The 21,739-nt window shown below is 75.3% G+C and carries 20 protein-coding genes and 1 tRNA gene; 12 read left to right on the top strand and 9 right to left on the bottom strand.

Annotated elements, in window-relative coordinates:
• Window positions 1-12: 12 nt before the first annotated feature.
• Window positions 13-852, bottom strand: coding sequence for an isocitrate lyase/phosphoenolpyruvate mutase family protein (locus ACIA8Q_RS11195; RefSeq protein WP_360205513.1), 840 nt, complete (start codon window positions 850-852; stop codon window positions 13-15).
• A gap of 121 nt (window positions 853-973) precedes the next feature.
• Here ACIA8Q_RS11195 and ACIA8Q_RS11190 point away from each other — a divergent pair, with 121 nt between their 5' ends.
• The gene (locus tag ACIA8Q_RS11190; protein ID WP_396317037.1) at window positions 974-2,032 is read left to right on the top strand and encodes a winged helix-turn-helix domain-containing protein; all 1,059 of its coding nucleotides are present in this window, start codon (window positions 974-976) and stop codon (window positions 2,030-2,032) included.
• Window positions 2,033-2,184: 152 nt separating this feature from the next.
• Window positions 2,185-2,859 (top strand): Crp/Fnr family transcriptional regulator, encoded by a 675-nt coding sequence (locus ACIA8Q_RS11185; RefSeq protein ID WP_030240972.1) that lies wholly within the window; start codon window positions 2,185-2,187, stop codon window positions 2,857-2,859.
• Between the two features lie 136 nt (window positions 2,860-2,995).
• Here ACIA8Q_RS11185 and ACIA8Q_RS11180 read toward each other — a convergent pair whose 3' ends face one another.
• The 5 genes from ACIA8Q_RS11180 to ACIA8Q_RS11160 all read right to left on the bottom strand — a co-directional run bounded on the left by ACIA8Q_RS11180 (window position 2,996) and on the right by ACIA8Q_RS11160 (window position 5,698).
• Window positions 2,996-3,829, bottom strand: coding sequence for an MBL fold metallo-hydrolase (locus tag ACIA8Q_RS11180; protein WP_360205519.1), 834 nt, complete (start codon window positions 3,827-3,829; stop codon window positions 2,996-2,998).
• Complete coding sequence (locus tag ACIA8Q_RS11175; RefSeq protein WP_360205521.1) at window positions 3,826-3,999, bottom strand: hypothetical protein; 174 nt, start codon at window positions 3,997-3,999, stop codon at window positions 3,826-3,828. Before ACIA8Q_RS11175 ends, ACIA8Q_RS11180 begins: the two co-directional genes overlap by 4 nt.
• A gap of 146 nt (window positions 4,000-4,145) precedes the next feature.
• Entirely contained in the window at window positions 4,146-5,012 is an 867-nt protein-coding gene (locus ACIA8Q_RS11170; protein ID WP_360205524.1) for an NUDIX hydrolase, read from the bottom strand.
• A gap of 63 nt (window positions 5,013-5,075) precedes the next feature.
• Complete coding sequence (locus ACIA8Q_RS11165) at window positions 5,076-5,543, bottom strand: RidA family protein (RefSeq protein ID WP_360205526.1); 468 nt, start codon at window positions 5,541-5,543, stop codon at window positions 5,076-5,078.
• Entirely contained in the window at window positions 5,540-5,698 is a 159-nt protein-coding gene (locus tag ACIA8Q_RS11160) for a hypothetical protein (protein WP_360205529.1), read from the bottom strand. Before ACIA8Q_RS11160 ends, ACIA8Q_RS11165 begins: the two co-directional genes overlap by 4 nt.
• Before the next feature lie 240 nt (window positions 5,699-5,938).
• Between ACIA8Q_RS11160 and ACIA8Q_RS11155 the strand changes: the two genes are divergently transcribed.
• Together ACIA8Q_RS11155 and ACIA8Q_RS11150 are read left to right on the top strand one after the other, a co-directional pair.
• A complete protein-coding gene (locus tag ACIA8Q_RS11155; protein WP_360205532.1) occupies window positions 5,939-7,009 on the top strand; it encodes an ArsA-related P-loop ATPase in 1,071 nt (356 codons plus the stop codon).
• Window positions 7,006-8,256: an ArsA family ATPase gene (locus ACIA8Q_RS11150; protein WP_396317036.1), complete on the top strand. Its 1,251-nt coding sequence runs from the start codon at window positions 7,006-7,008 to the stop codon at window positions 8,254-8,256. The genes ACIA8Q_RS11155 and ACIA8Q_RS11150 overlap by 4 nt, the downstream gene beginning before the upstream one ends.
• Window positions 8,257-8,301: 45 nt before the next feature.
• Here ACIA8Q_RS11150 and ACIA8Q_RS11145 read toward each other — a convergent pair whose 3' ends face one another.
• The gene (locus ACIA8Q_RS11145) at window positions 8,302-8,625 is read right to left on the bottom strand and encodes a WhiB family transcriptional regulator (RefSeq protein WP_030240986.1); all 324 of its coding nucleotides are present in this window, start codon (window positions 8,623-8,625) and stop codon (window positions 8,302-8,304) included.
• Between the two features lie 424 nt (window positions 8,626-9,049).
• Here ACIA8Q_RS11145 and ACIA8Q_RS11140 point away from each other — a divergent pair, with 424 nt between their 5' ends.
• The gene (locus ACIA8Q_RS11140; protein ID WP_396317035.1) at window positions 9,050-11,437 is read left to right on the top strand and encodes a transglycosylase domain-containing protein; all 2,388 of its coding nucleotides are present in this window, start codon (window positions 9,050-9,052) and stop codon (window positions 11,435-11,437) included.
• 147 nt (window positions 11,438-11,584) lie between these two features.
• Here the strand turns inward: ACIA8Q_RS11140 and ACIA8Q_RS11135 are convergent, their stop codons facing one another.
• Window positions 11,585-12,040, bottom strand: coding sequence for a GatB/YqeY domain-containing protein (locus ACIA8Q_RS11135; RefSeq protein ID WP_360205537.1), 456 nt, complete (start codon window positions 12,038-12,040; stop codon window positions 11,585-11,587).
• A gap of 122 nt (window positions 12,041-12,162) precedes the next feature.
• Here ACIA8Q_RS11135 and ACIA8Q_RS11130 point away from each other — a divergent pair, with 122 nt between their 5' ends.
• The 3 genes from ACIA8Q_RS11130 (at window position 12,163) to ACIA8Q_RS11120 (ending at window position 13,975) form a co-directional block, all read left to right on the top strand.
• Window positions 12,163-12,774, top strand: a complete 612-nt coding sequence (locus tag ACIA8Q_RS11130) for a CGNR zinc finger domain-containing protein (RefSeq protein WP_396317034.1) — start codon at window positions 12,163-12,165, stop codon at window positions 12,772-12,774.
• Window positions 12,775-12,856: 82 nt separating this feature from the next.
• Complete coding sequence (locus tag ACIA8Q_RS11125; RefSeq protein WP_360205543.1) at window positions 12,857-13,801, top strand: metallophosphoesterase; 945 nt, start codon at window positions 12,857-12,859, stop codon at window positions 13,799-13,801.
• Between the two features lie 100 nt (window positions 13,802-13,901).
• A tRNA-Pro gene (locus ACIA8Q_RS11120) sits at window positions 13,902-13,975 on the top strand.
• Window positions 13,976-14,106: 131 nt separating this feature from the next.
• On the opposite strand, the gene ACIA8Q_RS11115 is transcribed toward ACIA8Q_RS11120, so the two are convergent.
• The gene (locus ACIA8Q_RS11115; RefSeq protein ID WP_396317033.1) at window positions 14,107-16,887 is read right to left on the bottom strand and encodes an AAA family ATPase; all 2,781 of its coding nucleotides are present in this window, start codon (window positions 16,885-16,887) and stop codon (window positions 14,107-14,109) included.
• A 234-nt stretch (window positions 16,888-17,121) separates the two neighbouring features.
• Between ACIA8Q_RS11115 and ACIA8Q_RS11110 the strand changes: the two genes are divergently transcribed.
• The 4 genes from ACIA8Q_RS11110 to ACIA8Q_RS11095 all read left to right on the top strand — a co-directional run bounded on the left by ACIA8Q_RS11110 (window position 17,122) and on the right by ACIA8Q_RS11095 (window position 21,728).
• Window positions 17,122-17,499, top strand: a complete 378-nt coding sequence (locus ACIA8Q_RS11110) for a nuclear transport factor 2 family protein (protein WP_360205549.1) — start codon at window positions 17,122-17,124, stop codon at window positions 17,497-17,499.
• A 186-nt stretch (window positions 17,500-17,685) separates the two neighbouring features.
• A complete protein-coding gene (locus ACIA8Q_RS11105; RefSeq protein WP_360205551.1) occupies window positions 17,686-19,140 on the top strand; it encodes an MFS transporter in 1,455 nt (484 codons plus the stop codon).
• Between the two features lie 114 nt (window positions 19,141-19,254).
• A complete protein-coding gene (locus ACIA8Q_RS11100; RefSeq protein ID WP_396317032.1) occupies window positions 19,255-21,084 on the top strand; it encodes a prolyl oligopeptidase family serine peptidase in 1,830 nt (609 codons plus the stop codon).
• Window positions 21,081-21,728, top strand: coding sequence for a hypothetical protein (locus tag ACIA8Q_RS11095; protein WP_396317031.1), 648 nt, complete (start codon window positions 21,081-21,083; stop codon window positions 21,726-21,728). Before ACIA8Q_RS11100 ends, ACIA8Q_RS11095 begins: the two co-directional genes overlap by 4 nt.
• Window positions 21,729-21,739: the final 11 nt, after the last annotated feature.

Below are 21,739 nucleotides of genomic sequence, written 5' to 3'. Positions count from 1 at the left end.
GGTACGGCCCGTTCAGCCCCCGTACAGCCCGTTCAGGTCGCCGAACCCGAGCGCGCCGTCCAGCTCCCGCACCGTCCCGGGCCCGAGCAGTTCGGCGGCGGCGCGCCGGGCGGCGGTGTAGGCGAGCTGGGCGAGGCCGGTGCCGACGGTGACCCGCCGCACCCCCGCGGCGGCGAGTTCGGCGACGCCCGGCCCCCCGGCGACGGCCATCGCGTTCACCGGCAGCGGGGAGCGCCGGCACAGCTCGGCGAGCAGGTCGAGGTCCAGCAGCCCGGGGACGAAGAGGCCGTCGGCGCCCGCCGCGGCGTAGGCCCCGGCCCGGGCCAGCACGTCGTCGAGTCCGCCCAGCCCGAACAGGAAGACGTCCGTGCGGGCGTTCAGCACCAGCTCGGGGAGGCCGGCCGCGGCCGCCGCCGCCCGGGCCGCGCGCAGCCGCCCGGCCTGTTCGGCCACCGGGTGCAGCGGGCCGCCGACGGCGGTCGAGTCCTCCAGGTTGACGCCGACCGCACCGGCCCCGACCAGGGCCGTCACGGTCGCGGCCACGTCGGCGGGCAGCGGACCGTACCCACCCTCGGCGTCGACGGTGACCGGCACGTCCACGGCCGCGACGATCCGGCGGGCCGCCTCGACGGCCTCCCCCCGGGCCAGCCGGTGGCCGTCCCCGCGGCCGAGCGACCAGGACACGCCACCGCTGGTGGTGGCGATCGCCGGGGCGCCGGCCGAGGCGATGACGGCGGCGCTGCCCGCGTCCCAGGCGTTGGGCAGGACGAGGACGCCGTCCGCGAGGAGCTCGCGCAGCCGCAGCGCCCGCTCGCGGGCCGGGTGGGCGTGGGTGGTGGTGCCAGTGGACATGCGGGATCTCCGTCGTCTTTCGGTGCCGTCCGGTGGTGCGTCCGTCCCCCGCATCGTCCGGCCCGGCCCGCAGCGCCCACCAGTGATTAAGCTGGGGCCGAATCTCCGGGGAGGGGCCCGTATGCGCACGGCACTGCACTTCTCCGCGAACGACGTGGCGCTGACCCGCTTCGCGGTCTCCCCGATGCAGGAGGTGGTCGGCGGTCTGCGCGCCCTCGCCGGGGCCGCCGTCCCCGAGCCGCACCGCCGCTGGGCCGAGCAGGTCCGCGGGCGGCTGGCCACCACCGGGCTGGACCGCGGCCGGCTGGCCGGGATGGTCCCGCACACCGGCCACCTGCCGGACTTCCTCAACCCCGCCCCGGCGGGGTCCTCCCCCACCCTGGCCGAGGAGCTGACGGCGATCGCGGCCACCGGCGCCGCCCAGGTCCGGGCCGACCTCGACGTCCTGGCCGCCGAGGCCGGCGGCCGCCTGCCGCCCGTCCTGGAGCCGCTGTACCGCGACCCGGCGGCACAGCTGCCCCGGCTCACCGCCGAGATCGAGGCGTACTGGCAGCTCGCCCTCGCCCCGTACTGGGCGCGGATCCGCACGCTGCTGGAGGCGGACGTGTTCCACCGCTCCCGGCAGGCCGCCGCGCAGGGCACCGCGCGGATGCTGGACGACCTGCACGAGACGGTCCGCTGGGACGGCACGGCGCTGCTCCTGGACCGGCGGCACTGCGCGGTCACCCGGCTGAACGCCGGGGCCGGGCTGCTGCTCCTGCCGTCCGCCTTCGTCTGGCCGCGGGTGCTGACCAGGGTGCTGCCACCGGATCCCCCGCAGCTGAGCTACCCGGCGCGCGGCGCCGCCACCCTGTGGGAGTCCCGGCCGGGGACGGCCGAGCGCTCGGACGCGCTGGCCGCGGTGCTCGGCCGGTCCCGGGCCCGGCTGCTCGCGGAACTGGACTCCCCGGCCTCGACCACCGAGCTGGCCCGCCGCACCGGGCTGTCCGCCGCCGGCGTCTCGCAGCACCTGACCGCCCTGCGCGCGGCCGGTCTGACCAGCGCCCACCGGGCCGGCCACAGCGTCCTCTACGCCCGAACGGCGGTGGGCGACGTGCTGTTCGATCCGGCCGACAGCGGGTTCGACCGGCCCGGCGAGGCGTTCGACCCGGCGGTGACCGGGGGCCCGGCCGCCCGGTGACCCGGCGGTACGAATGGCCCCGCGCAGCACACCTCGGCGCACCCCCTCCTCATATGATCGGAGCGACATGCGCCATGCTTGGTGATGCAGAGCACTGTACGGAACTTGCGCCGGACGGCCCACCCGCCGGACGGCCGAGAAGGAGGAAGCACGTGGACGACGTTCTGCGGCGCGCCGCACTCTTCGCGGCACTCGACGACGAACAGGCCGGCGAGCTGCGCGCTTCCATGACCGAGGTCACCCTCGCCCGTGGTGAGTCGCTGTTCCACGAGGGCGACCCGGGTGACCGGCTGTACGTCGTCGCGGAGGGCAAGGTCAAGCTGCACCGCGCCTCCCCGGACGGCCGCGAGAACATGCTCGCCGTCCTCGGCCCCAGCGAGATGATCGGCGAGCTGTCGCTGTTCGACCCGGGCCCGCGCACCGCCACCGCCAGCGCGCTGACCGAGGTCAAGCTGCTGGGCCTGGGCCACGGCGACCTGCAGCCCTGGCTGCACGCCCGCCCCGAGGTCTCCATCGCGCTGCTGCGGGCCATCGCCCGCCGACTGCGCCGGACCAACGACGTGATGTCCGACCTGGTCTTCTCCGACGTGCCCGGCCGCGTCGCCAAGGCCCTGCTGGACCTCTCCCGCCGGTTCGGCGTGCAGTCCGAGGAGGGCATCCACGTCGCCCACGACCTCACCCAGGAGGAGCTGGCCCAGCTGGTCGGCGCCTCCCGCGAGACGGTCAACAAGGCGCTCGCCGACTTCGCCGGCCGCGGCTGGCTGAAGCTGGAGGCGCGCGCGGTGGTCCTGATGGACGTCGAGCGGCTGTCGCGCCGTTCGCGCTGACGCTCCCGACGCCGCGAAGGGCCCGTCCGGATGGACGGGCCCTTCGGCGTTCGCGGGCGCGCCCCGGCGCGGACGGGCGGGCGCCGGAGGAGCCGGCGCGGCCTCGGCCCTGGTCGCGGATCAGCCCCGGTCGGGATCAGCCCTGGTCGGGGATCAGCCCGTGGTCCGCGAGGTACTCCAGCTGCGCCCGCACGGACAGCTCCGCGGCCGGCCAGAGCGCCCGGTCCACGTCGGCGTAGACCCGGGCCACCACCTCGGGCGCCGTCCGGCAGCCCGCCTCGACCGCGGTCTCCACCTGGGCGAGCCGGGTGGCCCGGTGCGCCAGGTAGTAGTCGACCGCGCCGAGGGCGTCGGCGAGCACCGGCCCGTGGCCGGGCAGCACCGTCCGCACGCCGTGCTCGGAGGCCATCGTGTGCAGGTGGCGCAGCGAGTCCAGGTAGTCGCCGAGCCGGCCGTCCGGGTGGGCGACCATCGTGGTGCCGCGTCCGAGCACGGTGTCACCGGTGAGGACGGCGCCGTCGGCGGGCAGGTGGAAGGTCAGCGAGTCCGAGGTGTGACCGGGAGTGGCGACCACCCGCAGGTCGAGGCCGCCGACGTCGAGGCGCTGGCCGTCGACCAGTCCCTCCGAGCCCAGCCGGTGGGCCGGGTCCAGGGCGCGCACCTCGGTGCCGGTGAGTTCGGCGAAGCGGGCCGCGCCCTCGGAGTGGTCGGCGTGGCCGTGGGTGAGCAGGGTGAGCGCGACGCGCTTGCCCAGCCGTTCCGCGTGGTCGATCACCCGGCGCAGGTGGCCCTCGTGCAGCGGGCCCGGGTCGATCACCACCGCGAGGTCCGAGCCGGGCTCGGAGAGCAGCCAGGTGTTGGTGCCGTCCAGCGTCATCGGCGACGGGTTCGGCGCCAGTACGCACAGCGCCCGGGGGGTGGCCTCGCCGCCGATGGCGGCGGCGGGGTCACCCGGCAGGAGTCCGCTCACCGGCCGCCCCCGCCGTCGCGGTACAGGGCCCTCAGCGGCAGCATCCGGACGATGGCGCGCTGGGCCAGGTCGGTGAACGGGACCGGGCCGTCACAGGCCGTGGTGCGGGGGGTCAGGCGGCGGGCGGGCATCTCGGGTGCCGTCCGGCGAGCCACGTCGTTGTGGGTCATCGGGCGTCGGTCCTCTCTCTGCGACGGTGTGTCGGGTGGTGCGGTGTCCGGCCGGCGGGCGGTGCGACGCCGGGTCCGGTGCTCGGTGGGGTGCCGCCGGGGTGACCGGGGTGCCGGTGGGGTGACCGGTCCGGCGCCCAGTGCGGTCAGGCGTCCTCGGGGAAGTCCCCGTCGATGGTCAGTTCGTCGTACCCGGGCCAGCGGACCGTCATCCGGTCGCCCCGGACCTCGGCCCGGCCCAGCACCGGCTCCAGCGAGCGCCCGGCGGCCGCGGTCAGCGCCTCGGCGGCCGAGCGCACCGGCGACAGCTCGCGCAGCACCGTCACGGTCGGCGGCAGCATGCCGAACCGGCCCTCCCGATGGCCGCGGACCGCCTCGGCCGGCGTCAGCCAGGCCACCCGGTCCGCCTCGCCGACCTCCAGGGCGGCGCGCTGGCCGGCCGGCAGCACGGCCACGAAGAACCAGGTGTCGTAGCGGCGCTCCTCGAACTCCGGAGTGACCCAGCGGGCCCAGCCGGCCAGCAGGTCGCTGCGCAGGACCAGGCCGTGGTCGCGGAGGAACTCGGCGAAGGACAGCTCGTGCGCCTCCAGCGCGGCCCGCTCGGCGGACCAGTCGCGCGGCGCGGCGACGCTGTCGGCGTCCGGCCCGGCCAGCAGCACGCCGGCCTCCTCGAAGGTCTCGCGGACGGCCGCGCAGACCACCGCCCGCGCCGTCCGGGCGTCCACCCCGAGCCGCCGGGCCCACTCCTCGGGGGAGGGGCCGGCCCAGCCGGTCTCCACCTCGGCGTCGCGCGGGTCCACCCCGCCGCCCGGGTAGGCGTACATGCCGGCTGCGAAGGCCATCGAGGTGCGCCGGCGCAGCAGGTAGGCCTCCGGGCCGTCGGGGGCGTCGCGCAGCAGCACGACGGTCGCGGCGGGCCGGGGCACCGGCGGGGTCAGCACGCCGGAGTCGACCGCCCGGATCCGGGCAGGCCAACCGGGCGGCATCGGGAGCGTCGTCGCTCGATGGTCCATGCCCGGATGCTAAGCGCACGAAGGCGGGGTTGGACAGGCCCAACCCCGCCTTTCGTGATCACCTCAGGCGGTCTTGACGCGCACCTGGAGCTCGACCTCGACCGGGGCGTCCAGCGGCAGCACCGCGACGCCGACCGCGCTGCGGGCGTGCACCCCGGCCTCGCCCAGCACCTTGCCGAGGAGCTCGCTGGCGCCGTTGATCACGCCGGGCTGGCCGGTGAAGTCGGGGGCGGAGGCGACGAAGCCGACCACCTTCACGACCCGCTCGATCTGGTCCAGGTCGCCGATCACCGACTTGATCGCGGCCAGCGCGTTCAGCGCACAGGTCTGCGCGAGCTCCTTGGCCTCCTCCGGGGACACCTCGGCACCGACCTTGCCGGTGCTCGGCAGCTTGCCTCCGACGACCGGCAGCTGGCCGGAGGTGAACACGAACTCGCCCGAGCGCAGGGCCGGGACGTACGCGGCGACCGGAGCCGCCACCGGCGGCAGGGTCAGGCCCAGGTCGGCGAGCTTCGCCTCGACCTTGCTCATGCGCTCTTCTCCCGCTTGAAGTAGGCCACCAGCTGCTCCGGGTTCGGGCCCGGCACGACCTGGACGAGCTCCCAGCCGTCCATGCCGAAGTTGTCCAGGATCTGCTTGGTGGCGTGCACCAGCAGGGGCGCCGTCATGTATTCCCACTTGGTCATGGCCAGACTCTAGACGAGCGGCCGCGGCGATCGGCGCCGTCGGCGGACCGGCGTGTGAGGTGGCCCACAAAGGGGGCATGATTCAGGCCCGGCCCCCCTGGTGCTCCGGGCATCCGGCGCGGTCCCTGGTTACCCTCGCGAGAGGGCACCCTGGTCACGGGGCGCCCCGCGAGAGGGCACCGCAGGACGGGCCGGCCGACGGAGCGGCCTCCGGCCCACGGAGACGGACGGAGAAGGAGCGTGGCACGCACCCCCGGCCAGGCGGCCCGGCGCGACCCCGACTGGGAGGGCGTCCGGCTGCACGTGGTCAGCGGCAAGGGCGGCACCGGGAAGACCACGCTGGCCGCGGCGCTGGCACTGGCGCTCGCCGCCGACGGCGGGCGGGTGCTCCTGATCGAGGTCGAGGGGCGGCAGGGCGTCGCCGAGCTGTTCGGGATCGCCGCACTCCCGTACGAGGAGCGCCGGATCGCCTCGGTCTCCCGGACCCAGCTGGGCCTGCCGGCCGGTGGCGGGGCGGGCGAGGTGTTCGCGCTGGCCATCGACACCGAGCTGGCGCTGCTGGAGTACCTGGAGATGTTCTACAAGCTCGGCCGGGCCGGAAAGGCGCTGCAGAAGGTCGGCTTCGTCGACTTCGCCACCACCATCGCGCCCGGCGTGCGGGACGTCCTGCTCACCGGGAAGGCCTGCGAGGCGGCCCGGCGCAAGGGCCCCGACGGCCGCCGACGGTACGACGCCGTCGTGATGGACGCGCCGCCGACCGGGCGGCTCACCCGCTTCCTGAACGTCAACGCCGAGGTCGCCGGGCTGGCCCGGATCGGCCCGATACACACCCAGGCGCAGGCCGTGATGCGGGTGCTGAAGTCGCCGGAGACGGCGGTGCACCTGGTCACCCTGTTGGAGGAGATGCCGGTGCAGGAGACGGTCGACGGCTTCGCCGAGCTGCGCGAGGCCGGGCTCCCGGTGGGCGGGGTGCTGGTCAACATGGTCCGGCCGCCGGTGCTGGACGCCGCCGCCGTGGCCGCGGTCGACGGGGACCACCGCGAGGAGGTCGCCCTGGCGCTCGGCGAGGCCGGGCTAGGAGGGCGCTCGCGCCGCCCGGAGACCGTCCGGGCCGCCGTGGAGCCGCTGCTGGACCCGCTGCTGGAACAGGCCCGGGAGCACGCCGAACGCGTCGAGCTGGAGCGCGAACAGCGCGCCGACCTGCAGCAGCTACGGCTGCCCACGTACGAACTGCCGCTGCTGGGCGAGGGCGTGGACCTCGGGGGGCTGTACCGGCTGGCGGCCGAACTGAAGCGGCAGGGGGCGGCGTGACGAACGGCGGAACGACCGGCAGCGGAACGCGCGGCGGCGGGGCGACCGGCGGTGCGGCGACGAACGGCGGAGCGGCCGGCGGAGGCGGCGGCGTCCGGGCCACCGGCAGCCGGCTCGCCGTGGACGCCCTGATCGACGACCCGGGGACGAGGATCATCGTCTGCTGCGGTTCCGGCGGCGTCGGCAAGACCACCACCGCCGCGGCGATCGGACTGCGCGCCGCCGAGCGCGGCCGCAAGGTCGTGGTGCTCACCATCGACCCGGCCCGGCGCCTCGCCCAGTCCATGGGCCTGACCGAACTGGACAACACCCCGCGGGTGGTCAAGGGCGTCGCCGGGGACGGCGAGCTGCAGGCCATGATGCTCGACATGAAGCGGACCTTCGACGAGGTCGTGCTCGCCCACGCCGAGCCGGAGCGGGCCAGGGCGATCATGGAGAACCCGTTCTACCAGTCCCTGTCGGCCGGCTTCGCGGGCACGCAGGAGTACATGGCGATGGAGAAGCTCGGGCAGCTGCGCGACGCCGAGGAGTGGGACCTGATCGTCGTCGACACCCCGCCGTCCCGCTCGGCGCTGGACTTCCTGGACGCGCCCAACCGGCTCGGGTCCTTCCTCGACGGCCGAGTGATCCGCATCCTGACCGCCCCGGCCAAGGTCGGCGGCCGCAGCGCGATGAGGTTCCTCAACGCCGGCATGGGCCTGCTCACGGGCACCCTGGGGAAGATCTTCGGCGCCCAGCTGCTGACGGACGTCCAGACCTTCGTCAGCGCGATGGACTCGATGTTCGGCGGCTTCCGCGAGCGCGCCGACCGCACGTACCAGCTGCTCAAGGCGCCGGGCACGGCGTTCCTGGTGGTGGCCGCGCCGGAGCGGGACGCGCTGCGCGAGGCGGCGTACTTCGTGGACCGGCTCGCCGCCGACCGGATGCCGCTGGCCGGGCTGGTGCTCAACCGGGTGCACGGTTCCGGCGCGCCGCAGCTCACCGCGGAGCGGGCGCTGGCGGCCGCCGAGGCACTGGAGGAGAACGGCTCGGAGCACTCCTCGCCCGAGGCCGAACAGCTCGCGGCGGGACTGCTGCGGCTGCACGCCGAGCGGATGCAGATCATGGGGCGGGAACGGCGCACCAGGGACCGCTTCGTCTCGGTCTACCCGGACGTGCCGATCGTGGAGGTCGCCGCGCTGCCGGGCGACGTGCACGACCTGGACGGCCTGCGGGCGATCGGGGACCGGCTCAGCGGCGCCGCGTAGGCGCCGGTCCGGCCGGCCCGGCCGGGCACCGCCCCGGTCGGGCGGTCAGCCCGCCTGGGCGTAGTCGGTCAGTATCACACCGGTGGCGAGGGACTCCTCGTACTCGGTGCGGGCCGTCTCCAGCAGCCTCCGCCACGAGATGACCGTCGGGCGGCGGCGCAGCAGTGCCCGGCGCTCGCGTTCCGTCATCCCGCCCCAGACTCCGAACTCGACCCGGTTGTCCAGCGCGTCCGCGAGGCACTCCGTGCGGACGGGGCAGCCGCTGCACACCGCCTTCGCGCGGTTCTGCGCGGCCCCCTGGACGAACAACTCGTCCGGATCACTCGTGCGGCAGGCGGCCTGCGCACTCCAGTCGTCAACCCAGCCCATCCCGGCGCCGTCCTCTCCCGTATTCGAGGCTCCCCCACGGCGGCAACGGCATATTCACCGTTGCCAGTTGAGGACGTTACGGAAGAACGACAGCTTGCAACAGCCCCTTCGGGCTCAATCTCGAATGACCCGATTGGACTATGGGTATCGGTCAGCTCACTCGTTGGAGTGATCGCAGGTCGCAAGCCTTGCCAAACACGCCGAGGCCACTCTCGCCACGCGCGTCGCTACGGAGCGCTACCGCCCACAGGTGCACAGCAGGCCACAGCTGCCTCAAAACCCACCCAAGAAAGGGCAATTCGGGCAAGTCTCCGCACTCACAAGAGTGAATGATGTTGACGCACCGAAGCTGTCGCAAGCTTGTGACAAGCCTAGGCGAACACCTGCCCCTATGTGCGGGATTCGGGGACGTAGGGTTCTCCTCATGGCACCGAAGCGCCCCCAGGCACCCCAGCCCCCAGGCAACCCCGGAGCTCCGCGCAGCAAGCGCAGCGGATCACCGCTGGACTTCGCGGGGCACGGAGTGAAGTTCCTGGGCGTCAGCGTGCTCTCCGGAGTCCTGCTGGCAGGCCTCGCCCTGCCCGCCGTCGGCGCCATCGGGCTGACCGCCAAGGACACGGCGGAGAGCTTCGAGAACATCCCCGACGACTTCAAGACCCCGCCGCTCACCCAGGCGACCCAGATCTTCGACGCCAAGGGCGGGCTGATCGCCAAGGTCTACGAGCGCGACCGCACCGTCATCACCGCCGACCAGATGTCGCCGTTCATGCGGCACGCCCAGGTCGACATCGAGGACGCCCGGTTCTACGAGCACGGCGCCGTCGACCTCAAGGGCGTGCTGCGCGCCATCAGCAAGAACGCCGAGAGCGGCACCGCCTCCCAGGGCGCCTCGACGCTGACCCAGCAGTACGTGAAGAACGTCAACGTCGAGAAGGCCGGCGACGACCAGGCCGCCGTCCTGGAGGCCCAGCGCAAGACCCTGGGCCGCAAGATCCAGGAGCTCAAGGTCGCGATCAAGCTGGAGGAGGACCTGACGAAGGACCAGATCCTCACCAACTACCTCAACATCACCTTCTACGGCCACCAGGCCTACGGGGTCGAGGCCGCCTCCCAGCGCTACTTCAGCAAGAGCAACAAGGACCTGACCGTCGCCGAGGCCGCCACCCTGGCCGGCATGGTGCAGAACCCGTCGTCCTTCGACCCGGTGCGCTACCCCGACAACACGGTCAAGCGCCGCAACGTCGTGATCGACAAGATGCTCGAGAACAAGCACATCACCGCGGACCAGGCCAAGGAGGCGAAGGCCGCCCCGCTGGGCCTGAAGTACAAGGACCCGCAGAACGGCTGCATCACCGCCCAGGCCGGCATGGGCTTCTTCTGCGACTACGTGCGCCACGTCGTCAAGCAGGACCCGGTGTTCGGCAAGAACGCCGCGGACCGCAAGAAGCTCTGGGACACCGGCGGCCTGAACATCTACACCACGCTGGACCCGGACAAGCAGGCCGCCGCCCAGGCCGCCGTGACCAACCCGAAGAAGGTCCTCGTGACCGACCCGGTGTCGGCCGCCGCGACCATGATGGAGCCCGGCACCGGCAAGATCCTGGCGATGGCCCAGACCCGCCCGTACGGCCTGGACCCGAACAAGAACCAGACCGTCGTCAACCTCAACGTCGACGCCTCGATGGGCGGCGGCAACGGCTTCCAGACCGGCTCGACCTTCAAGCCGATCCTCGCCGCGGCGGCCCTGGAGTCGGGCATGCAGCCCACCCAGCCGTTCCCGTCCGAGAACAAGATCGACTACCCGAACATGTCCACCTGCTCGGGCACCTGGAAGAACACCGACAAGCCCAAGGCCACGGTGAAGAACGAGTCGCCCAGCGAGGTCGGCCCGTACGAGCTGAAGGAGGCGATGGCCCGCTCGGTCAACACCTACTTCGTCCAGATGGAGCAGCAGGTCGGCCTCTGCGCGATGAAGCAGATGGCCAACAAGCTGGGCATCACACAGTCCGCCAAGGGCGACCCCTTCCAGGAGGTCCCCTCGATGGTCCTCGGCACCCTGGAGCTCAGCCCGCTGACCATGGCGAACGTCTACGCGACCTTCGCCGCCCGCGGCAAGTACTGCACCCCGGTCGCGATCACCAAGATCTCCACGGTCGACGGCAAGGACGTCAAGGTCCCGCAGTCCAGCTGCAGCCAGGCCTTCTCCGAGAACACCGCGGACGCGCTCAACACCGTCCTGCTCAACGTGACGGAGAAGGGCACCGGCGCCTCCCTCGGCCTGGAGGACGGCCGCCAGATCGCCGGCAAGACCGGTACCACGGACGAGAAGAAGGCCGCCTGGTTCAGCGGCTACACCCCGTCCCTCGCCACCTCGGTCTGGCTCGGCGGCCCGGCCGGCGGCGTCAAGATGAAGAACATCAAGATCGGTGACACCTACTACGGCAGCGACGGCGTCTTCGGCGCCACCGGGCCGGGCCCGATCTGGAAGCTCGCCATGGACCAGGCCCTGCGCGGCACGCCCAAGGACCAGCTGCAGACCATCAACATCCCGGACCCGGCGCCCAAGCCGGACCCGAACGCCACGCCGACCGGCGGGGCCACCCCGCCGGCCGACCCGAACGCCCAGCCCGGCGGCAACCCGCCGCCGCCGGCCGGGAACCCCGGCGGGAACAACGGCGGCGGCCCCGGCGGCAACCCCGGCGGGGGCAACAACAACGCCGGCGGGATGATCGGCGGCGGGTTCACCTTCCCGCCGGGCGTCATCGGCGGGAACGGCGGCAACGGCGGCAAGCACGGCGGCAACAACGGCTGAGCGCCGACCGGGCGGCCGAACGGCCCGGCCCGGTGAAGGCGCCGCACGGTGAAGGGGCGCCCTCCGAGATCACTCTCGGAGGGCGCCCCTCGTGGTTCCGGCGGCCGCCCGGGACGGCCCGGGCGGCACCGGGCGGCCCGGCGGGGATCAGCCCGTCAGCGCGGCCTTCACCGCGGCGGCCACCCGGCCGCCCTCGGCCAGGCCGTCCACCTTCGGCTTCACCAGCTTCATCACGGCGCCCATCGCCTGCGGACCGGTCGCGCCGCTCTCGGCCACGGCGGCCGCCACGATCGCCGTCAGCTCCTCGTCGGAGAGCTGCTTGGGCAGGTACCCCGCCAGCAGCTCGCCCTCCGCCCGCTCCCGGGCGGCCTGGTCGGCACGGCCGGCGGCGTCGAACGCCTCGGCGGCCTCCCGGCGCTTCTTCGTCTCACGGCCGATCACCTTGAGCACCTCGGCGTCGGACAGCTCGCGCTTCTCCTTGCCCGCCACCTCCTCGCTGGTGACGGCGGACAGCGTGAGCCGGATGGTGGACGAGCGCAGCTCGTCCCGGTCCCTGATGGCAGCCGTGAGGTCCTCCTGCAGCTGCGCCTTGAGCGTGGTCATGGCCCCGAGTCTCCCACCTGCGGAGTTCACCCGCTTGCCATTAACCGGGATCGCTGGTCGCGGGCGGGCCCGGGCGCCGGATCCGGACCCGGCGCCCGGGCGTAACCGCCTAGCCTGGTTACATGACGGACGGAGACCGGACCACCCCCGCCGGACTGACCCTGACCACCGCCCGGGGCACCGCCTTCCGCTTCGACGCGGGCGCCCTCTGCCTCGAACTGCTCACCACCGGAGGCCCCGGCCCGTACGCCCGGCACGAGGCCCTGCACCAGCCGTCCGACCTCGCCCGGTGGCTGCCCCGCTCCCGGCTGCGGCTGCCCGCCGGGGCCGTCCGGATCGACCCCGACCAGCTCGCCGCCACCCGTACCCTGCGCGACGCGCTCTGGCGCCTCACCGCCGCCCGCGCCCACGCCCGCCCCGGCGCCGCCGACGACTACGCCGTCCTCAACCGGGCCGCCGCCCACCCGCCGCTCGCCCCCCAGATCGCCCCCGACGGCACCGCCGCCGCCCCGCTGCCCGCCGACGGGCACCAGCTCGCCGCCACCTTCGCCCGGGACGCCATCGCCCTGCTCACCGGCCCCCACGCGGACCGGATCCGCGCGTGCGCGGCCCCCGACTGCCGGCTGGTCTTCGTCGACACCTCGCGCCCCGGCCGGCGCCGCTGGTGCTCGATGGAACGCTGCGGCAACCGGCACAAGGTCCGGGCCCTGCGGGTCCGGCGCACCCGGGAATGACCCGCGCCCGACGGGCCGACCCGGGCCTCCCACCGGCCACCGGGCGTTCACCGGCTGATCCACCGTCTGAGAGCATGGGGCGATGCGACCGCTGTACTCCGTTCCCCTCGGCTTCGCCGCCGCCGGCGCCGCCTGCCTCGCCTACTCCGTCGGGTACGAGGTCCGTTCCTTCCGGCTCCGCCGGGTCGAGGTCCCCGTCCTGCCCCACGGCGCCCGGCCCATCCGGGTACTGCAGGTCTCCGACATCCACATGGTCACCGGACAGGGCAAGAAGCAGCGCTGGCTGAAGAGCCTCGCCGGGCTCCGCCCCGACCTCGTCGTCAACACCGGGGACAACCTCTCCGACCCGCTCGGCGTCCCCGCCACCCTCGACGCGCTCGGGCCGCTCATGGAGTTCCCCGGCGTCTACGTCTTCGGCTCCAACGACTACTACGGCCCGGCCCGCAAGAACCCCGCCCGCTACCTCCAGGCGATGCGCAGCGGCGACCACGGCCTGAACAACGCCGACGGCAGCGCCCGGCGCGGCATCACCGGCGCCGTCCACAACCCGTGGGAGAAGCTCCGCGACGGCTTCGACTCGGCCGGCTGGCTCGACCTCACCAACACCCGCGGCCGGCTCACCGTCGACGGCCTCGACCTCGAGTTCACCGGACTCGACGACCCGCACATCCGGCGCGACCGCTACAGCGAGGTCGCCGGCGGCCCCTCCGCCGACGCCGACCTCTCGCTCGCCGTCGTCCACGCGCCCTACCTGCGCGTGCTCGACGCCTTCACCGCCGACCGCTACCCGCTGATCCTCGCCGGGCACACCCACGGCGGCCAGCTCTGCATCCCCTTCTACGGCGCCCTCGTCACCAACTGCGACATCGACACCCGGCGGGTCAAGGGCCTCTCCACCCACCAGGCCGGCGGACGCCGCTCCTACCTGCACGTCTCGGCCGGCTGCGGCACCAACCGCTACACCCCCGTCCGCTTCGCCTGCCCCCCGGAGGCCACCCTCCTCACCCTCACCCCGGCCCCCCGCTGACCTGCGGCGGACGCCCGCCGAGAACCGGATTTCGTGTCTCGGCGAGCGTCCGGTAGAGTTCTACTCGTTGCGACGGAGACAGAGCAACGAAACGCAGGACCGGGGTGTGGCGCAGCTTGGTAGCGCGCTTCGTTCGGGACGAAGAGGCCGTGGGTTCAAATCCCGCCACCCCGACCCAGTGCAGAGGCCCTGCCGGAGAAATCCGGCAGGGCCTCTGTCGTCGTTGCGCGACCGACAGCATGACTGTGGCTCAGGGCCCCCGCCGGACGGATCCGGCGGGGGCCCTCGGCGTGGGTGGGGCCGGGTCAGAGCGCGGCGGGGAGCTCGGCGCGCGAGGTGATGCCGAGTTTGGGGTAGGCCTTGTAGAGGTGGTGGGCGACGGTACGGGGGCTGAGGAAGAGTTGGGCGGCGATCTCCCGGTTGGTGAGGCCGCGGGCGGCCAGGCGGGCGATCTGGAGCTCCTGGGGGGTCAGCGGCGAGGCGTGCGGGGTGTCGGCCGGGGCGGGGGCCGCGGTGCCGGTGGCGGTGAGTTCGGTGCGGGCGCGGGCGGCCCAGGGGTGGGCGGCGAGGCGTTCGAAGGTCTCCAGGGCGGCGCGCAGCTGGGGGCGGGCGTCGGTGCGGCGGCGGGAGCGGCGCAGCCACTCGCCGTAGAGGAGGGCGGTGCGGGCCTGTTCGAAGGGCCGGTTCGCGGACCCGTGCAGGTCGAGGGCGGCTCGGTAGGCGGACTCGGCGAGCTCGTCGGGGCCCAGGAGTGCCTGGCAGCGGAGCCGGAGGGCCTCCGTCCAGGGGCGGTCGGCGGCGGCGCTCCAGCGGGCGAAGCGCTCGTAGGCCTCGGCCGCCCGATCCGGGGCGCCGAGCCGGACCGCGGCCTCGACGAGGTCGGGGACGGCGCGGGTGGCGCTGACGTGGTGCCGGTGCGGCCCGCTGGTGAGGGTGTGCAGTCGGTCGGCGGCGGCGCCGGCCCGGCCGTGGCCGAGGTCGAGCAGGGCGAGCGCCCAGTGCGCCCAGGGGAGGCCGGCGGCGGGGGCGGCGGTCTGCGGGCCGGTGGTGGCCAGGGACTCGGCGACGAGCCCGGTGCAGCGGTCCTCGGCGCCGTCCAGGGCGGCCAGGTAGGCGAGCAGCGCGGTGAGTTGGCTCACCCACTGGTGCTGCCCGGTGTCCCGGGCGAGGGCGAGCGCCTCGGTGGCGGTGAGCTCGGCGTCGCGGTGCCGGCCGTGGAAGAGTTCGGCCTCGGCGAGGAAGAACTGGAGGGTCGGCATCACGCCGACGGCGCCCTTGGCGCGGGCCTCGGCGACGAGCTCGCCGCCGAGTTCGGCGGTCTCCTCGTCGCGGCCGAGGATCAGGGTGGCGCCACAGAGCTGGACGAGGTCGGCGGGGGACTCGGCACCGGCCCCGCGGGCGGCCGCGGCGGTGTCGCGGGCGGTGGGCGGCTGCCGGCGGGCGGGGGCCGGGTGGCCGGGGCCCGGGTGGCCGAGGGCGGGGAGCACTGCGGCGGGCAGGTGGCGGGCGAGCGGGGTGAGCGGGTCGTCCTCGGCGAGCGGTAGCGCGGCCAGCCGGTCGAGGACGGCGACCACCGGCTCCTCCCCCGCGTACCAGGCGGCGTGGAAGGCCTGGAACAGCATCCGGGCGGCGTGCGGCGCCGCGACCCCGGTGGCGGCGTCCAGCAGCAGCCGGTGGGCGGTCGGGTAGGAGCCGCGCCAGAAGTGCGCGGTGGCCCGGACCTGGTCCAGCAGGGCGTGCGCCAGGGCGCTGTCGGTGCGTCCGCCGGCCTCCTCGGCGAGCGCCTCGGCCTGCGCCAGCCTCCCCTCCTCGGTGGCGGCTTCGGCGGCCAGGACGAGGCGGCGGGTGGCGCCGTCGCGGTCCGGGGTGAGCCGGGCAGCCCGCTCGTACGCCGCGGCCGCGCCGTGGGCGCCGCGGGCCCCGGCGCGGACGGCGGTGCGTTCCAGGGCGTCGGCGAGGGCGGCGTCGGGGGCGGTGGCGGCGAGGGCGAGGTGCCAGGTGCGGCGGTCGCCGTCCGGGAGCGCCCCGGCGACGGCCCGGTGGGCGGTCAGTCGCTGGTGGTGCGGGGCGCGTTGCAGGATGGCGGCGCGCAGGAGCGGGTGCCGGAAGGCGATCCGCCGGTCGGGCGCGACCGTCACCAGGCCCGACTCCTCGGCGGGGCCCAGGTGTTCGGCGGGGACGCCGAGGGCGGCCGCGGCGGGCAGCACGACGTCCAGTGCGCCGCTCTCCTCGGCGGCGGCGACCAGCAGCAGGGTCTGGGTGGCCGGGGGCAGTCCGGTCACCTGGCCGTGGAAGGCGATCAGCAGCCGGCTGGTGAGCGGCAGGCCGCCCGGGGCCGGCGACGGGGAGCCCGCTCCGGCCGTCCCGGCCCCGGCGGCGGGCGTCTGCGCGGCCACGGCGACGGGGAGTTCGGTGAGGGCGAGCGGGTTGCCGGCCGCCTCGGCGAGCAGCCGGCCGCGGACGGCGGCGGGCAGGCCGGGGCCGGCCCGGTGCTCCAGCAGTCGCACGGCGTCGGGCGCGGGCAGGCCGGCCAGGTGGACCTCGGGGAAGCCGGTGGCCGGGAGGTCCGGCGCGGTGCCGCCGGTGCGGGCGGCGAGCAGCAGGGCCACCCCCTCGGCCTGGAGCCGGCGGGCCGCCAGCAGCAGGGCGTCCAGGGAGGCGCGGTCCAGCCACTGCAGGTCGTCGACGACGCACAGCAGCGGCCGTTCGGAGGCGAGTTCGGCGAGCAGGCCGAGGGTGGCGAGCCCGGTCAGCAGCCGGTCGGCCGGCGCCGGGGCGTGCCCGTCGCCGAGCCCGAACGCCGCCTCCAGCGCGCGCCGTTGAGGGGCCGGCAGGACCTCCAGCCGGTCCAGACCTGGCGCCAGCAGCAGGCTCAGGCCGGCGAAGGGCAGCTCGGCCTCGTACTCGACGCCGGCCGCCCGGACCACCCGGAACGCCTCCCCCGCCCGGGCGACGGCGTGCTCCAGCAGCGCGGTCTTGCCGATGCCCGGCTCCCCGCGGAGCAGCAGCACTCCGCTGCCGCCGCCGCGCGCCGTGGCCAACAGTCCGTCCACGGAAGCCTGTTCGTGTTCCCTCCCGTACAGCATCCCCCGACCCTACCGAGCGGGGACCGGGGCGGCGCGGGCGGACGGGGACGGTGCGGACGGGATCGCGACGGGCGGCGCGGCGGCGGCGACGGGCCGCACACCTACGTACCCCGCAGCGCCGGGTTACGCACCCCCTTGCCGATACGTGACCGATTCGCCCGCGCCGGCCCGTCCCTACCGTGGTGTGCAGCGGGAACGACCGCCCAACACCCCACCGGAACACGGGAGATGACCATGACCGAGATCACCGCCGGCACCCTCCAGCAGCTCGCCGAGCGCTACCTGGCCGTCTGGAACGAGACCGACCCGGCCGCCCGCCGCAAGCTGGTCGACGAGGTGTGGGCCGAGGACGGCGGCTACACCGACCCGCTGGCCGCCGTGACCGGCCGGGACGCCGTCGACGCGCTGATCGGCGCGGCCCAGGCGCAGTTCCCCGGGCTGGAGTTCACCCTGGGCCCGGTGGACGCGCACCACGACGTCGCCCGGTTCACCTGGCTGCTCGGACCGGCCGGCGCCGAGCCGGTGGTGATCGGCTTCGACGTGCTGGTCGCCACGCCGGACGGCCGGATCGGCGCGGTGTACGGCTTCCTGGACCGCGTCCCGGGTGCCTGACGCCGACCCGGACTCCTGACGGACGCCGGCCCGCGCACCCGACACCGGCCGCGCCCCGACCGCCCGGGCGCCCCACCCCGGCCGGGGGCGCCCGGGGGCGACCCCCACCGCCCCCGGGCGCCACGCCCCGCCCCCGCCGACGACCCCTGGCCCTGCCCCTGGCCCCGCCCCACCGAGGAGAGCCCGATGAGCACCGCCCCCGACCTCGCCCACCGACCCGCCGCCAGGCGATCCACCGGGAGCACGAGCGCCGAGGACCGACCCGCCGCGAGCCGCCCCGGCGCCCCGCCCGGTCTGCTGCCGGTCGTCCTGGCCGCCACCTTCATGACCTCCCTCGACGTCTTCGTCGTCAACGTCGCCGTCCCGTCCCTCCAGGCCGACCTGGGCGCCGGACCGGCCGTCGTCCAGTGGGTGATGGCCGGGTTCAGCCTGGCCCTCGCGGCCGGCCTGGTCACCGCCGGCCGGCTCGGCGACCGCTACGGCCGCCGACGGGTGTTCGGCCTCGGGCTGGCCCTGTTCACCCTCGCCTCCGCGGGCTGCGGCTTCGCCCCGACCGCCGCCGCGCTGGTCGGCGCCCGGGTCGCGCAGGGGCTGGCGGCGGCCCTGATGGGCCCGCAGGTGCTGGCGATCCTGCGGACGGCGTTCAGCGGCGCCGCGCAGGCCCGGGCGTTCGCCCGGTACGGGCTGACGATGGGCGTCGGCGCGGTGTTCGGCCAGTTGATCGGCGGGCTGCTGATCCGGGCCGACGTGCTCGGCCTCGGCTGGCGCAGCTGCTTCCTGATCAACCTGCCGGTCGGCCTGGCCGCCCTCGTCCTGGTGCGCCGGTGCCTGCCGGAGTCGCGGGCGCCGCGGCGGCCGGGTCTGGATCCGGTCGGCGTGCTGCTGGTCACCGCCGCGCTGACCGGCCTGGTGCTGCCGCTGATCCAGGGCCCGCAGCTGGGCTGGCCGTCGTGGACGCTGCTCTGCCTGGCCGGTTCGGCGGCCCTGCTGGCCGGTTTCGCCGTGCACCAGCACCGCACCCGGGCGACCGGCTCCCCGCTGGTCGACACCGGGCTGTTCCGGAGCAGGGCGTTCGGCGCCGGGCTGCTCGCCCAGCTGGCCTTCTGGCTCGGCCAGGCCTCGTTCTTCCTGGTGCTCGCCCTGCACCTGCAGCTGGGCCGCGGCCTGGACGCGTTCGGCGCCGGGCTGGTGTTCACGGCGATCGGCGTCGGCTACCTGATCACGTCCAACGCCGTGCACCGGGTGGCGGAGCGGCTCGGCGGGCCGCGGACGATCACCCTCGGCGGGCTGTCGATGGCCGCCGGCCTGGGCCTGCTCGCCCTCGCGGTGTACGGGGCCCCGGCGGCCGGGGTGTGGTGGCTGGCGCCGGGGCTCTTCGTGGACGGCCTCGGAATGGGCCTGGTGATCGCGCCGGTGACCTCCGTGGTGCTGGCCGGGGTGGAGCCGCGGCTGGCGGGTTCGGCCGCCGGGGTGCTGGCCACCGTGCAGCAGGTCGGCGGGGCTCTCGGCATCGCCCTGATCGGACTCCTGTACTACGGGGCGGGGGATCCGGTGGCGGCGTTCGGCCGCAGCGTGACGGCGCTGGCGGTGCTGGAGCTGGTGCTGGTGGGCCTGGTCAGGCTGCTGCCGCGCCGGGCGTGAGCGGCGCGGGCGGGCCCCGGCGGCGGGGCGCCGAGGGGGCGGAACGGTGCGGGCGGGCGGGCGGGAGCCACCCGCCCGTTCCGTTCCGTCCCCCCGATCGGGTTGGATGGTCGGATGAGCGAGGAGAAGAGCGCCGTCCCGGCATGGGAGCAGCGGTTCAGGGCGGCACGCGTGTCACTGCCCGACTGGGCGGAGGACGCCCCCGACCGGGCGCTGTACGTGTCCAACGCGACCGGCACCTACGAGGTCTACGCCTGGGACCGTGCCACCGGCACCCACCGCCAGGTCACCGACCGTCCGAACGGCACCACCGACGCCGAGCTGGCCCCCGACGGCGAGTCGGTGTGGTGGTTCGACGACCACGACGGGGACGAGTTCGGCGTCTGGCGCCGCCAGTCCTTCGCCGGCGGCCCCGACGAGGAGGCCGTGCCCGGCCTCGCCGCCTCCTACTCGGCGGGCCTGGCGCTCGGCCGTGACGGCACCGTGGTCGTCGGCCGGTCCACCGACGAGGACGGCACCACCCTGCACCTGTGGCGCCCCGGCGCGGCCGCGGCCGTCGAGATCTACCGGCACGAGGAGTACGGCGGCGTCGGCGACCTCAGCCACGACAGCGCGCTGCTGGCCATCGACCACACCGAGCACGGCGACGCGATGCACTCGGCGATCCGCGTCGTCCGCCTCGCCGACGGCACGACCGTCGCCGAGCTCGACGAGGTCACCGGCCGCGACGAGCCGCGCGGCGTGGCCTGCCTCGGCTTCGCCCCCGTCGAGGGCGACACCCGGCTGCTGGTCGCGCACCAGCGCACCGGCCGCTGGGAGCCGATGATCTGGGACGTCGCCACCGGCGCCGAGACCGCGCTGCCGCTGCGCGACGAGCAGGGGCGCGAGCTGCCCGGCGACGTCTCCGCCCAGTGGCGGCCCGGCGCGGCGGAGCTGCTCGTCGAGCACGAGTACGAGGCGCGCAGCGAGCTGTTCTCGTACGCGCTGGCGGACGGCCGGCTGACCCGCCTGGACACCCCGCGCGGCACGGTCGGCGGCGCCACCGCCCGTCCGGACGGCACCGTCGAGTACCTGTGGTCCTCCGCGGCCGAGCCCTCCGCCGTCCGCTCCACCGCCGGGGCGGTCGTGCTGCGGGCGCCCGGCGCGGTGCCGCCCGGCTCCGTCCCGGTCGAGGACGTCTGGGTGGACGGGCCCGGCGGGCGGGTGCACGCGCTCGTGCAGCGGCCGGCCGGCGCGGGCGAGGGCCCCCACCCGACGGTGTTCGAGATCCACGGCGGCCCCACCCACCACGACAGCGACTCCTTCGCCGCCGGGCCGGCCGCCTGGCTGGACCACGGCTTCGCGGTCGTCCGGGTCAACTACCGCGGCTCCACCGGCTACGGCCAGGCCTGGACGGACGCCCTGCGCGAGCGGGTCGGCCTGATCGAGCTGGAGGACATCGCGGCCGTCCGCGAGTGGGCCGTCACCAGCGGCCTCGCCGACCCGCAGCGGCTCGTGCTCACCGGCGGCAGCTGGGGTGGCTACCTCACCCTGCTCGGCCTCGGGGTCCAGCCGGACGCCTGGGCGCTGGGCGTGGCCGCGGTGCCCGTCGCGGACTACCACACCGCGTACGCCGACGAGATGGAGGCGCTGAAGTCGCTGGACCGCACCCTCTTCGGCGGCACCCCCGAGGAGGTCCCGGAGCGTTTCACCGCCTCCTCACCGCTCAGTTACGTCGACCGGGTGCGGGTGCCGGTCTACATCAGCGCCGGGGTCAACGACCCGCGCTGCCCGATCCGGCAGATCGAGAACTACGTCGAGCGGCTGGAGCGGCTGGGCACGCCGCACGAGGTCTACCGGTACGACGCCGGGCACGGGTCGCTGGTGGTGGAGGAGCGGATCAAGCAGCTGCGGCTGGAGATCGACTTCGTCCGGCGGCACCTCGGTGGCGGGGGGACGGTGTGAGACGCCTGCTGGTGGTCGCGGGGGTGGCGGCGGTCGGGGCCCTGGTGCTCACCGGCTGTTCCGGCCGGTCCGACGCGCTGGCGTCCTGCCCGCCGCCGGCCGCACCCGCGGCGCCCGGCCCGTCGGGCACGGTGACGCCCGCGGTCCCGTCGGCCCCCTCGGCCCCGCCGACCGCGGCGGCGCCGAAGGCACCGGCCGCCACCGCGACCCGCTCGGGCGCGTGGGGGGCGGCCCGGCCGGGCGCGGGCACGGTCGTGCGGCCGGCGGTCTACCAGCCGTCCGAGGGGGACGCCCCGGTGGTCCTGCCCGCCAGGAGCGGCAAGGGGTCGAGCGGGTCCAAGGGCTCGTCCGGGTCGAAGGGCTCCAGCGGGTCCAGCGGGTCCAGCGGCTCGAAGGGGTCGAAGACGGGGCGCACGGTGCACCACCACATCGACCACTACGACTCGGACGGCACCGTGAACGGCGGCCGCGGCCGCTGCGGCGACGTCGCGCCGGCGTTCACCGAGTCCCCGAGTGCGGTGCCGGGCTCCCCCGGGGCGGTGCCGGGCGTCCCGGCCAAGCCGGGCAGCGCCCCCGCCGTGCCCGTGCCGACGGCGCCGGCCGTGCCGGGAGCACCCACCGTGCCGGGTGCGCCGAAGCGCTGAGCGGGTCGGAG

The organism is Kitasatospora sp. NPDC051705, from assembly GCF_044453265.1.
In the GTDB taxonomy this organism is placed as follows: domain Bacteria; phylum Actinomycetota; class Actinomycetes; order Streptomycetales; family Streptomycetaceae; genus Kitasatospora.
The sequence above is the reverse complement of the archived record's forward strand: the minus strand, read 5'-3'. Positions and strand labels throughout refer to the sequence as shown.